The sequence below is a fragment of the Streptomyces sp. SLBN-118 genome, from assembly GCF_006715635.1.
Taxonomy (GTDB): Bacteria; Actinomycetota; Actinomycetes; order Streptomycetales; family Streptomycetaceae; genus Streptomyces.
This window is the reverse complement of sequence record NZ_VFNP01000001.1, coordinates 1176369-1188195: the sequence shown is the minus strand read 5'-3', so window position 1 is coordinate 1188195 and position 11827 is coordinate 1176369. Positions and strand designations below refer to the sequence as shown.

At 65.0% G+C, this 11827-nt stretch carries 7 protein-coding genes; 5 read left to right on the top strand and 2 right to left on the bottom strand.

Annotated features, from left to right (window positions below; translation table 11 throughout):
- Positions 1-32: 32 nt before the first annotated feature.
- From FBY35_RS05505 to FBY35_RS05475, 5 genes are all read left to right on the top strand, one after another.
- Complete coding sequence (locus FBY35_RS05505; protein WP_142214915.1) at positions 33-608, top strand: GNAT family N-acetyltransferase; 576 nt, start codon at positions 33-35, stop codon at positions 606-608.
- A gap of 398 nt (positions 609-1006) precedes the next feature.
- A complete protein-coding gene (locus FBY35_RS05500) occupies positions 1007-3736 on the top strand; it encodes a non-ribosomal peptide synthetase (RefSeq protein ID WP_160159235.1) in 2730 nt (909 codons plus the stop codon).
- 338 nt (positions 3737-4074) lie between these two features.
- Complete coding sequence (locus FBY35_RS05490; RefSeq protein WP_142212700.1) at positions 4075-4311, top strand: hypothetical protein; 237 nt, start codon at positions 4075-4077, stop codon at positions 4309-4311.
- Between the two features lie 760 nt (positions 4312-5071).
- Positions 5072-6745: a subtype B tannase gene (locus FBY35_RS05485; protein ID WP_142212699.1), complete on the top strand. Its 1674-nt coding sequence runs from the start codon at positions 5072-5074 to the stop codon at positions 6743-6745.
- A gap of 695 nt (positions 6746-7440) precedes the next feature.
- Complete coding sequence (locus FBY35_RS05475; protein WP_142212698.1) at positions 7441-9768, top strand: LuxR C-terminal-related transcriptional regulator; 2328 nt, start codon at positions 7441-7443, stop codon at positions 9766-9768.
- Between the two features lie 339 nt (positions 9769-10107).
- Here FBY35_RS05475 and FBY35_RS05470 read toward each other — a convergent pair whose 3' ends face one another.
- Both FBY35_RS05470 and FBY35_RS05465 read right to left on the bottom strand, forming a co-directional pair.
- Positions 10108-10971, bottom strand: coding sequence for a carbohydrate ABC transporter permease (locus tag FBY35_RS05470; protein ID WP_142212697.1), 864 nt, complete (start codon positions 10969-10971; stop codon positions 10108-10110).
- A complete protein-coding gene (locus FBY35_RS05465) occupies positions 10968-11825 on the bottom strand; it encodes a carbohydrate ABC transporter permease (RefSeq protein ID WP_142212696.1) in 858 nt (285 codons plus the stop codon). The genes FBY35_RS05470 and FBY35_RS05465 overlap by 4 nt, the downstream gene beginning before the upstream one ends.
- Positions 11826-11827: the final 2 nt, after the last annotated feature.

Sequence of the window (11827 nt, the reverse complement as noted above, 5' to 3'; positions counted from 1 at the left end):
TGCAGTGATTCCCGTTGAGCGAATCCGGTTCGATGTATTTGGGTTGTGCAACCCATGGCGACAATTCTCCCAAGGACCGCACATTGGAAGCACCGGAGATTCGAGCAGGGGGACCAGACGACGCCCTTGCCACCCTCAACTTGCTGGACAGGGCTACCGCATGGCTGACAGCTCGCGGAAGAAGCGAGCAATGGGGCTCGAAACCTTGGTCCTCACGGCCCGCCTCTGTACGGCGCATCCGACGGTACACGACAAACATGACTGTCAGAGTCGCGGAACTCAATGACAGCTTTGCGGGCGTTTGTGTCCTGTCGGAAACGCCTCAGCCTTATGTAGCCCCTATGGAGGAGCGGGAGTTGTACATCATGCTACTCGTCACCGACCGCAAACTGGTCGGCCGGGGGATTGGTCAAGCTCTCGTTAGTGATGCCCACGCGCAAGCAGCCCGCCGCGGTATCGGTCTCCTCAGAACAGACTGCTACGACGGCGACGGCGCACTGGTCAAGCACTACCAGAAGCTAGGCTTCCACCCCGCGCAGTCGCTAGACGTCCACACGCCCGGCACAGACAAACCGTGGCCATGCAAGATACTCGAGAAGCGCGTCTGACGACGATCAAAATCCCGGCGGCTCACGAGCAGCGGCCAGTCCACCCGTACAAGTGCGGAATTAGGTCCCTCATTAAGTGTCTCCTGTGATGAAGGTTCTGCTTCTAGGCGGTACGCCGCAAAGGAAAGAGAATGACGAAACACCAGCCGCAGGGTTCTCCGCTGTCGGCATCGAAAGTATTTCGACGGCCTGTGTCTCCGAATGAGTGGGTCTATCTTGCGGGGGAGCGGTCGACGCCACCGTTTACCATCCAGATGGTCGTTGAGGGAACCGGCACTATCGGCGCCGGCAGGCTGACGGAGGCAGTTGCCCGTTCGGCAGCTGCATGCCCAGGGGTTCGGCTGGTACGGCGCGGCAGGGTGTGGGTGGATAGCGGGCGGGCGCCTGCAATCCGATGCGTGAATTCATTGGGTACGCAGACGTCGCGGGTGCTTGATGCGAGTGCCGCGGGCAGCTGCGAGGTAGTGCTGAGGGAAGGCGATCAGGCGGCGTTGCTCTTCCGTGCTCATCACGCGGTCATGGATGGCCGTGGTGTCCTCGATTGGATCCTGGACACCTTCCGCGCTCTGCGCGGCCAGGAGCCCCTGGGCGCCCCGTCTCCACTGTATGACCTGGCTCTTCTCGACGAGATGGGCACCCAGGGGCAGCGGCCTGCGCTGGTTCCCCGGTTCCGCTCGCCACTCGCCGCCAGGGCCGGTGGCCCTGGCCAGAGTTGGCTGCAGCGGAAAGTAGACGGTTCGCACACAGCAGTGGTCGCAAAGGCGGCCACCGCACTCACACACATCACCGGCGATGTCTCGCGCATCATGGTTCCGGTCGATCTGCGCCGACACCGCCCTGGTCTGCGCTCTACGGCCAATCTCAGCCTTCCGGTTTTCCTCGACGGTCAGCCCGGGGACAGGTGGGAGCAATGGCATGAGCGCCTGCTGCATGCTCTGGAGCACAACCATGAGCTTGCAAGGGGCAGTGAGGCCGCCGCGCTCAATATCCCGCTGAAGCCGCTGAGTGCCATCCTGGGCATGGCCGACAAGAGCACCCGTGTTCTGGGCCGCTATCCGTGTTCGGCCCTGATCACTCATCTCGGCCGCATCGGGGAAGAAGACCTGCAGGCACCGGGGTTCCAGGCCACCGATGTGTACACGCTGCCCCAGCAAGTCCCCTTCATACCTCTCAGCCTGGCCGCGACGGAGTTCCGCGGTATCACCCGGCTCACCATGGCCCGCCCCGCCGAACCCGGTGCTGCCCAGAGGGCTCAGAGGCTTCTCGACGCCATCACTGAGGAGCTGGTACCCACGGCTCGTCGCGGTCCGTCTGTCACGGGCCGGCAGATTCCACAGCCGCTGACGACCCTTACGCAGATGCTGGAACAGCAGATGAGGCGTACTCCCGACGCGACCGCTATCACCGGGTCCGACGGCCAACTCAGCTACGCGGAGTTGGACCGACGCTCTGATGCCATCGCCGCAGTGCTTCGACAACACGGCGCAGGACCCGGCTCCATCATCGGCATCCTCAGCCGAAGGACCGCTGCAGCGATCATCGGGCTATGGGCCGTACTCAAGGTCGGCGCCGCCTATCTCCCACTCGATGTCCACCACCCCCACGGCCGTACGGCTTCACTCCTGGCAGACGCGGACGCCGCCCTCTGCCTGGCCGGCCGCGATTCACAGGCCGCCGAGCTTCCCTGCCCCACACTCGTGCTAGAGGACCTCATCGACAGCTTCCTTGCACGGGAACTACACACGGACATCCCTTGCCCACGCCGCCCAGGGCCGAGCGACCTCGCATACGTCATCTACACCTCAGGGTCTACCGGCAGGCCCAAAGGTGTCATGGTCGAGCACACAGCACTCACCGACTACGCGCGCTGGGCCATACGTCACTACCGCATCGACGAAGACAGCCATTTCGCGGTCTTCACCTCGCTTGCCTTCGACCTCACCGGTACCGCCCACCTGCTGCCACTCCTGACCGGCGGCAGCATCACCCTCATCTCCGACGAACCCGACCACACCACCCTCACCGAACTGCTTACCACCTCAGGAATAAACTCACTCAAACTCACCCCCGCACACCTTGAGCTCATCACGAATCTCGGCCTCCGACCGCGAGGCTTCCGCCTCGTGATCGTCGGCGGCGACCAACTGCGAGGCAAACTGGCCGCCCGCGCCCAGGAGATGTTCGGCCCAGACTGCCGCATCATCAACGAGTACGGCCCCACCGAAGCAACCATCGGCTGCATCACTCACACCTTCAACCCTGAGCGTGACGCAGAACGCTATGCCGTCCCCATCGGCCTGCCGGCCGACAACACCGCCGTCCATTTGCTCGACCCCCGTGGCATCCCCGTCCCCCACGGCGAGCGAGGCGAGATACACCTCGCCACCGCCCAACTGGCGCGCGGCTACCTCGGCCGTCCTGAGCTTACGCGCGAACGATTTCGCAACCTCGCCGACGGCACCCGCGTCTACCGCACCGGAGACCTCGCCCGACACACACCCGAGGGACGCCTCGAATTCCTCGGCCGCAATGACGAGCAACTCTCCATCCGCGGACACCGCATCGAACCCCGAGAAGTCGAAGCAGCGCTCGAAACGCACCCCGACGTCACCCAGGCCATCGTGCTGGCCAAACCCATCCGCCACGACGGACCCCCCGTCCTCTGCGCCTACATCACAGGAGACACAGAACCCGCACGCATGCGGGAACACGCCGCGCAACTCCTCCCTCCGTATCTCGTTCCCGCAGCTGTCCGTGTCCTCGATAGTTTCCCGCTCACGGTGAACGGCAAGATCAACACCGCAGCCCTACCCGCACTCATCAGCCACGGCACGCTGAGACGAAAGGGGCGGCAGAGTTGCCAAGACTCAGTCGAACGGGCAGTAGCGGATATCTGGGCAAGAATACTGGAAATCGACATACTTACCCTCACGCCGGAGTCCGACTTCACGCAACTCGGCGGCGACTCGCTGGAACTGCTCACCATGATCAACCACGTCACACGCGACATCGTCGGCCATGAAGACAAGGCAGAATTTCAGGCTAAGATCCGCCAACTCATCAGCCAGCCCACCCTCCAACACATCACCCAGGCAGCCAAACCCAAGAATGCCAGAGGGACTGTGTAGCAAGCCCGGTAGAGAGTCGTCATGCATCTCTTGGTTTTGTCCAAGGATCGCTCGCGCTAATTGAGCAGACACGTGATTCAGCCCTCGCAGATGCGGCTGAAGCCGACGGGAAGTCTGAATCAGGTATAAAACTCCCTCTGCTTGGGGCCGATCGCTGTGAAGGATGACACCGATATCGCTCGGTATTCCGACGCACTTCGGCCGCGATGGTGAGCGACTGCCAGCTGTAAAGGACAGCGAACCTGTCCGCAGACTCCGCGTGCCAGTCGATTCTCCGGATGGAGACGGGGCCAACGACAACGTAAGTGTCGAGTAGGACTGTACATCGAAGGAAGATCTTGATTTACTGCGGCATCGACTGGATAGTGCGCACGGACAACGTCACCTTCGTCTACGACATCGGTTCGCTGCTGACCAGGCAGAATATCACCGACGATGCAGGCGGCTACCGAAATCTGCTGGATCTGCTGACGGAATACAGAAATTCTGAGGAGATGCCACTCCCGCCTTCGATAGAGGCATTTCGCGGCCTGCTCATAGTAAGCCTGACGGCCGCATTGTCGAGAGCATTCTAACGCCCTCGATCTCGGCATCATCAACGGAACTCTTCCATTCTGAGTAGCGTTTGAGATAGCCCCGCATTCGACGTCTTGGCCCGACCCGGGTGAAGCGCTCGCCCACCCGCAGCAGCGTCTCCAACTCAGCAGCCCACACGGCAGCTTCGACATCCGTCTCCATGCCAGTTCAACGCACCCCGATCAGGCGAGTAACCAACCACCGCCACCCTGACGGGACATCAGCCCACTGGATTCCAAGCACCAGCTCCTGACCACCGCAGCGGCAGCCAGTCACCTCACAACCCCTGCTTGACATCCATAAGCGCAGCGGTGCGTAGCCGCGGAGCGGGTAGTGGCACACGTACTTCCCCCCTGCCTATATCCCGGCCCGGCAACGAGGGTGGAGGAGCGCCGGATCAAGGCGAGGGGGCGCTCAAGAACGGGGCAGCCGCGGGCGATCGGGGCACCGTGTCCAGCGGCCGCGCGACACGAGGAATCCGATGGCTTTCCGACCAGCACAAATGGCGAACTGCTGCTGGAGTACGACGTGTCGGCCGCGGGTCCCCCTCGACCCTTCAGCCCTCTCTCAGATCGTTCAAATCACGTTCTCAGATTCGCTGGGGATGATCGTGGGGCGACGCACCCTTGCGTGGCGGGACCCTTGCCGTCGCCGTGGTGGCCGCGTCGGCCCACGGCCGAGCCACCCCGTGTGTCTCCGGAGCGTACGACAACCACCAGAGCGGCGGATCGACGCCTGCCGCGAACGAGGAGAAATTCAGTGAATCACAGGCCAGTGAATCGCAGGACCGTCATCGCGGGGATCGGCGTGACCGCAGGTGTCGCGGCAGTCGGCGGTATCGCCCTGAACGCAAACGCGTTCGGTTCGAGCGACTCGAAGTCCTCGGCTCCGAGCGGCTCGAAGTCCTCGGCGCCGTCGGGTGCCTTGGTCTTCGACAAGGACGACTACACGGAGCTGACGGAGACCATCACTGACGCGGCCGGCGACGACCACGAGGTGGTGTACCACTTCTACAAGCCCCGCAACTACGTCACCAACCCGTCTGACGACACTCACCAGAGCCTGGTCGTCAGCGTTCCCGTCAAGATCGACGGCAAGGCCGTCGACGCCACCCGCGCCCCCATCGTCCTCGCCAACGCGGTGGGCGCCTACATGCCGTCGAGCGTGGCAAAGGCCACTGGCGTGGGTCAGGCCGCGCTGGAGATGGGCGACATGGGCGGCGGGTCCGGCGGCGACGGTATGCCCGGCGGCATGCCGACCGACGGCAGTCTGCCGAGCGATATGCCGGACGGCGGCCCGTCCCACGATGGCGGCACGGGAGGTATCAACGGGATGGTCAACCTCGCTAAGCTGGCCTTGGCGGCGGGCTACGTCGCCGTCGAGCCGGGCACGCGGGGCCGCAGCCTCACCGACTCGGACGGCAAGTACTACGGCACAGCGCCGGCCGTCATCGTCGACCTCAAGGCCGCGGTGCGTTACGTCCGCTTCAACAAGGGCCGCATCCCCGGCAACACCAACCGGATCGTCTCCACCGGCACCAGCGCGGGCGGCGCCTCGTCCGCCCTGCTCGGCGCGTCCGGCGACAGCCCCCACTACGCCAAGTACCTCAAGGAAGCGGGCGCGGCCGACGCCAGCGACGCGATCTTCGCCACCGGCGCCTGGTGCCCCATCACCGACCTCGAACACGCCGACGGCGCCTACGAGTTCAACTGGGGCACCAACGTCACGCAGGCCACCGGCAAGGTCGTCGACCAGACCGTGTCCAAGGAGCTGCAGTCCCAGTTCGCCGAATACCAGGCTTCTCTCAAGCTGAAGGGCCTGAACGGCTACGGCCCGCTCACGGCGCGCAACTACGACGACTACCTGGTGAAGACCTACCTCCAGCCGGCCGCCACGAAGTACCTCGCGGCCCTGTCGGACTCCGCCCGCACGACCTACCTGGCCAAGAACACGTTCATCACGTGGTCCGGTGGCAAGGCGACCTTCACCTGGGCCGACTACCTCACCCACGTGGGCACGCGAAAGAAGTCCACGCCGGCCTTCGACGCCTTCGACCTGTCGGCGGGCGAGAACAACGAGTTCGGCGAGGGCACGACCAAGGCCCGCCACTTCACGGCGTACAGCCTCAAGAACGACACCACCGGCGTCACCAGCAAGCGACTCGCCGGCGACATCCCTGAGCTGCTCAATCTGATGAACCCGATGTACTTCATCAAGAGGCAGAACCCGAACAGGTCGAAGCACTGGTGGATCCGCCTCGGCACCAATGACAGCGACACATCGCTCACGGTCGCCGCCAACCTTGCCGCCGCCGTGGACAACCTGGGCGACGACGTCAACCACGAGTACTACTGGGACCAGGGCCACGCCGCCAACGTCGACCCCGGCGACTTCATCACGTGGGTCGCGAAGGTGACGGGCTACAAGGGGTGAACTGTTCCGGGTTCGGTGGGGACTCGATCATTTGAGAGGATCGGGTCATGGCACGTCCTCGCCTTACCCTCTTGAGCTGCGCGAGCGCGCGGTCCGTATGGTCGCCGCGGTACGGCCCGAGTACGACACCGAGTGGGCTGCGATGAAGGCAGTCGCCGCCAAGCTGGGGATCAGGACGACCGACACCGACGAGAGGCGGGGCCGCTTCGGTGGTGTCGAGCCGATCTGCGCCGTATCCCCTGCCCGCACAACGAGTGGTTCGCGACGACGAGTTGAAGATCGAGAACTGGGTTTTCGTGGCAGTCCCGTTGCGCCCGAGCTGCACGATCCAGTCCGTTGTCGGGTGTGCGGTGGCGCCCAGGTTCCGGATGCCCTCGTTGAGTGCTCGATGCCCGAGAAGACGTACAGGCGTGCCGCGTCGGAGTGCGGGCCTCGAAGAGATCGCGGGCGAGTAGGGCGTCGGCCTGGCTGCGTAGGAAGTCGGCCGAGGTGGTGCTGTGCGGTTCCGGCGGGGGTGGGATGCAGTGCTCGCGGAGGATTTCCCGGTGGTGGATGCGGCGATCTTGATGCCGTCCGCACTGGACCACGGGAACACAGCAAGGGGCCGACGATCATGCCAGAGATCGCCGATCACGGCTGTGACCTGGGCGGATGATTCATCGGTAACCGGCAGGCGTGCGGAGTAGTCTTGGATCATGAGTGGTGGTGTGCGGGGTGTGGGGGTGTTGCCGGTTGAGGTGACGGGTTTTGTTGGCCGGCGGGGTGAGGTGCGTCAGGTCAGGCAGCTGCTGTCGGGTGGTCGGCTGGTCACCTTGACGGGGGCGGGTGGGATCGGTAAGACCCGGTTGGCGCTCCGGTCTGCGGCGGAGGTGGGCCGTGCCTTTCCGGACGGGGTGTGTCTGGTGGAACTGGCCGCGCTCAGTGAGGGCAGGCTGCTGGCTCAGACGGTTGTGGATGCTGTGGGGCTGCGTGAGCAGTCGTCGCTGGCGCCGCTGGAAATCCTGCGTGGTTATCTGGCGGAGCGGAAGGTGCTGCTGGTCCTGGACAACTGCGAGCATCTGATCGATGCGTGCGGTGCGCTGGTGAGTGCGTTGCTTCAGGCGTGCCCGGGGTTGAATGTGCTGGCCACCAGCCGTCAGGTGTTGGGGGTGGCTGGGGAGAGTGTTGTGCCGGTGCCGCCGCTGGCGTTGCCCGCCCCTGACTGTGCGCCGCAGGCTGCGGCGCAGAGCGAGGCGGTGAGCTTGTTCATGCAGCGTGCGGCCTCGGCGCGTGCGGGGTTTGCGGTGAGTGAGGACAGGATGGGGGTGGTCGCCGAGATCTGTCGGCGGCTGGACGGGATTCCTCTGGCGATCGAGCTGGCGGCGGCGCGGGTGCGGGCTTTGTCGGTGGAGGAGATTCTGCATCGTCTCGATGACCGTTTCGCCCTGCTGACCGGTGGATCTCGCGCTGCTCTGCCGCGGCAGCGGACGTTGCGGGCGGCGATCGACTGGAGCTATGGGATGTGCTCCGAGCCGGAGCGGTTGCTGTGGGAGCGTTTGTCGGTGTTCTCCGGCAGCTGGGACCTGGAAGCGGCTAAGGCGGTGTGCTGTGGGGAGGGGATCGAGCGTGGGGCGGTCTTTGACCTGGTGGCGGGCCTGGTGGACAAGTCGGTCGTGGGGTGTGAGGAGAGCGGCGGGAGGATGCGCTACCGGCTGCTGGAGACGCTGCGCCAGTACGGGCAGGACCTGCTGGCCGCTTCCGGCCGGCAGCCGGCTCTGCGACGCCGGCACCGTGACTGGTACCAGCACCTCGTCAAGCAGGGTGAGACCGACTGGTTCGGGCCGGACGATCTGGACTGGCTGGCGTGGCTGCGGGTGGAGCGGCCGAACCTGCGTGCGGCGCTGGAGTACAGCCTGGACGAGCCCGGCCAGGCCACAGCCGCCATGGAGATGGCCGGCTGCCTGTGGGCGCCGTGGTACTCCGTCGGCACGTGGAGCGAGGCCCGTGGCTGGCTCGAGCGGGCGCTCGCGCTGGAGGTGGAGGACAGCCCGGAGCGGGCCAAAGCCCTGTGGGTCCTGGGCTGGTTCGCATACCGGCAAAAGGGTGACATGACTGAGGCGCTTCGTCTGCTGGTGGAATCCCGGGAGGCAGCCGAACGGATTGGTGACCGGTCCGCTCTGGCCTGGGCGACCCAGTTCACCGCTTCGGTCACCTTGGGCACGGGCGACATCGAGGGCGGGCTCGCGCTGGCCACCGAGGGACTTCAGCGGCAGCGTGCCCTGGGCGATTACGGTGGCATGGTGGTCTCGCTGATCATTCTGGCCGTGGCCTTGTCCCTGCTGGGCGACCCGCGTGGCCTCGAGTACGGGGAAGAGGCGGTTGCCCTGTGTGAGGAGAAGGGCTCCATCTGGGGCAAATCCTGGGCCCTGTGGGCTGTCGGCCTGGAGATGATCCGCCGGGGCAACACCCGCCGGGCCACGACGCTCTTGCGTGAAGGCCTGCGGCTCGGGCGAACCGTCGGAGACTATCTGGCCTGCGTGCACTGCGCCGAGCCGCTGGTCTGGATCGCCGCCCAGGAGGGCGAGCACGAGCAGGCAGCACGACTGCTCGGCGCGGTCAAGGTAATCACAGCGCCTCCGGATCAAAACCTCTCGGCATCGATCCTCGAGGGACCCCTCTTTGCCGAACACGTCCGGTGTGAGGCCTCGGTGCGTGGGGCGTTGGGTGAAGCTGCGTTCCAGGCCGCCTTCGCCTCGGGCGCAGAACTCTCGGTCGAGGATGCCTACGCCTTTGCCCTGGGTGAGAAGGCACCCGCAGCGGGCCCAGGCCCGGTCGCGTCCGCGGCACAGGAGGCGGTGCCGCTCACCCGGCGGGAACGCGAAGTGGCAGCCCTGATCGCGCAGGGACTCAGCAACAAACAGATCGCCACCAAACTAGTGATCTCCCCCCGCACCGCCGAAGGCCACGTCGAACACATCCTCGTCAAACTCGGCTTCACCTCCCGCGCCCAGATCGCCGCCTGGACCACCCAACAACCCCACTGAGCCCACCCCGCGCGACACCCCTGCCCCCGAGTACGACACCGAGTGGGCCGTGATGAAGGCAGTCGCCGCCAAGCTGGGGATCGGGACGACCGACATCGACGAGATGTGGGTCCGCTTCGGCGGTGTCGAGCCGGCCTGTGCCGTACTCCCCGCCCTCGCAACGAACGGTCCGCGACGACGAGTTGAACCAGGTAGCCCGCTGCACCGTCGAGCGGCTCATGCGGGAACTGGGCATCGGGTCACAGGCGGCGCTGCGCGGACCTTCTCCCGTCTATGAGCCCCACGCCCGTGCCACCCCTGGCGCCAACTGCAACCCGGTACAACTTCCCGGTCACAGCCCTACTTCACTCCACCAGCTGTCAGGCCTGCGACGATGCGCCTTTGGAAGATCAGGACAGCGAGTACCAGGGGGACCGTGACCAGGACACCGGCGGCCATCTGGGTGCCGTAGGGCTGGTCGAAGCCGTGGGCACCGGTGAAGCGTGAGACAGCGACGGTCGCGGTCTGCATGTCCTTTTTGTTGACCATGGACAGGGCGATGATGAACTCGTTCCACGCCGTGATGAACACAAGGATGGCGGTGGTGAACACGCCGGGGGCAGCCAGCGGCAGGATGACCTTGCGGAATGCCTGGCCACGGGTGCAGCCGTCGATCATGGCGGCTTCCTCTAGTTCGGCGGGCAGTTGGCGGAAGAACGCGGTCAAGTTCCAGACGGTGAGGGGGAGTGCGAAGGAAAGGCTGGGGACGATCATCGCCTGGTAGGTGTTGATCCAGCCGATGTCGGTGAAGATCCGCAGCAGTGGGACGACCAGGGAAATGCCCGGGAACATGGAGGTGGCGATGATGGCCGCCGCCGCAAGGTTCTTGAAGCGGAAGTTCAGGCGGGCCAGTGCGTAGGCGCACAGTGTGCCCAGGAGCAGGGTCAGCGCTGTGGTGCTGCCTGCGACCATCAAGCTGTTGAACAGGGCGCGTTGGAATCCGACATCGGGCTTGAAGACGGCCATGAAATTCGCCACCGACCATTGATGTGGCAGCACGGACAGGCTGAACTGGTCGGTGGGGCGCCGGAAGGCGGAGACTGTCATCCAGTAGAACGGTGCCAGGCAGTAGGCGGTGATGGCGACGATGCCTGCGTGCCGCAGGACGGTGGTAACGCCGGGGCGGCGGACTGGTTTCGTGGCGACAGGGAGGCAAGTGGTCATGTCGTTGCTGTCTTTCGTGAGCGCCGCGCGGCCGACCTGCGTCGGTGGCGGACACGACGGGTGGCTGCTTGCCCGATCACTTCGGCGCCGAGGAGTTTCACGAACACGAATGCCACTAGGACGACATAGCAGAACAGGAGTGTGGAGAAGGCAGCTGCGGGCCCGTAGCGCAGATTGCCGGCCTCGTTGAACGCGAGCATGGACAGGGTCTCCACCGAGTGTTTCTGGTTACCTATCAGCACATACGGAAGATCGAACATGCGCAGTACGTCGAGCATCCGGAACAGTACGGCGACCACCAGCACTGGCCTGATCATCGGCAGGGTGATGGCGCGGAATTGCCGCCAGGGGCCGGCGCCGTCGACGTGGGCGGCTTCGTAGAGCTCCTTGGGGATCAGTTGCAGTCCTGCGAGGACCAGCAGGCCGATGAACGGGGCGGTCTTCCAGGTATCGCTGATGATGACGGCGGCTTTGGCGGCCGGGCCGTCGGCGGTCCAGAGGATCTGACGGCCCAGCAGGGCGTTGGCCACGCCGTCGGCGTCGAAGATCCACCGCCACAGCAGGGCTGAGACGGCCGTCGGGATCGCCCAAGGGACCAGGATCGCCGCGCGCACCAGTGCTCGTCCACGCATTGCGCGGTGCATCACCAGGGCCATGGCCAGGCCGAGGATGATTTCGATGGCGACGGTGGTGAAGGTGAAGAAGGTGGTGTTGTCGAAGGCGTTCCAGAACAGGTCGGCTTGCTGGCCCGTGAAGACGTCACGGTAGTTGTCAAGGCCGACGAAGCGTTCGTCTTGGATGACGAATCCGTTGGCGTCGATTCCTTCTGCCTGCCGGTACAGCGACTCGCGCATGG